The sequence below is a fragment of the Providencia sp. UF-224 genome, from assembly GCF_058245955.1.
This window is the reverse complement of record NZ_JBSICC010000084.1, coordinates 1-1186: the sequence shown is the minus strand read 5'-3', so window position 1 is coordinate 1186 and position 1186 is coordinate 1. Positions and strand designations below refer to the sequence as shown.

Genomic DNA, 1186 nt, shown 5'->3' with positions numbered 1-1186 from the left:
CACCGCGCCCAATCACGTCTAACACCTCAGTCATAATTTTGTTACCGACCATCGAACCTTCGTCCACTAAAAAGAGGGTGTTTTTAAAATTCAGTACCTCCCCTTGCTGTTGGCGTTGGTTCGCATCCATCAAAAAGGCATGCAAAGTTTGTGATTTCACCCCCACTGCCGCCATTTCCCCTACGGCTCGGTGCGTGGGCGCAAGGCCTATGACTTCCGGTCGCTGCGCCGCAGGGAGCGTGTCCAGAGCCTTGAGAACGGCCTTCAGCTGGGTCGTTTTCCCCACCCCTGCATAGCCTTGTATACCGACAAATTGGTCACGCGTGGTTAAAATCAATGTGGTCGCTGCCTTTTGCCCCTCAGTTAATCCCGCCAATACAGCGTCGGGAACAGACTCCATCAGCGGGGTTTGCGTCCCTTTGCCCGCTAAAATGGTGGTCAGGATTTGTTTTTCCATCTCCCACGTACTCGCGGTCACATAATGTTGTTGGGCAGCCCCTTTACCACTGGTCACGGGGATAATGGCTTTTTGGGCGACTAAGCGGTCAAAGGCTTTCCCCAGCGATTGACTGTCGAGTGAGGGATGTAACGGTAACGCTTTGGCAATCGCATCGATACGCGAGAAAAAAACCTGACTCTCTTGCGCTAACTCCATGCCTTGTTGCAAAGCTTTTTCGGGTTTAGACCATAACGCGTGAGCCGCATTATCGGCTGCTTGTTCAATGGCTTTGCTGTCTAATCCTTCAACCCCCGCTAACTGTCGCGCTTGCTGATAGACTGGCGAACGCGATAAACGACGCTCAGTTTCCATCTTATCCAGTGGCGTATACACAGTAATATGTTCACCACTGCGTGCAGCCGTATTGAGTAAGGTCGGTTGTGTATCCCGCGCAGACGCGGCCAACAACACCGTGCCCGTATCGTTAGCCTGTTGCCCTGGCGCGGTAACATAACCGTAATCGGCTTTGACACCGTCCCGCACATCAATACGGTGCGTTTTTCCGTTGAAATTAACCATAATGGCGTTTGGCATAAAGCCCGATACCGTGACCCTGTCACGTGCTGAGAGCTTGTTTTGCTTCGCCAGTATGGTTAACTGTTCACCTTGGGCGATTTCCATCGTTTGACGCTGATACGCACTCCATTGGCCATCAAATTGCTGCGGTTTCATCACCTGTTTTTGCCC

Annotated in this window: 1 protein-coding gene; it reads right to left on the bottom strand. The window is 52.0% G+C overall.

Going from position 1 to position 1186, the window contains the following annotated elements:
• Nucleotides 1-1186: AAA family ATPase (locus tag AC4IFO_RS22895; RefSeq protein ID WP_490737841.1), on the bottom strand; the 1186-nt coding region annotated here is incomplete at both ends.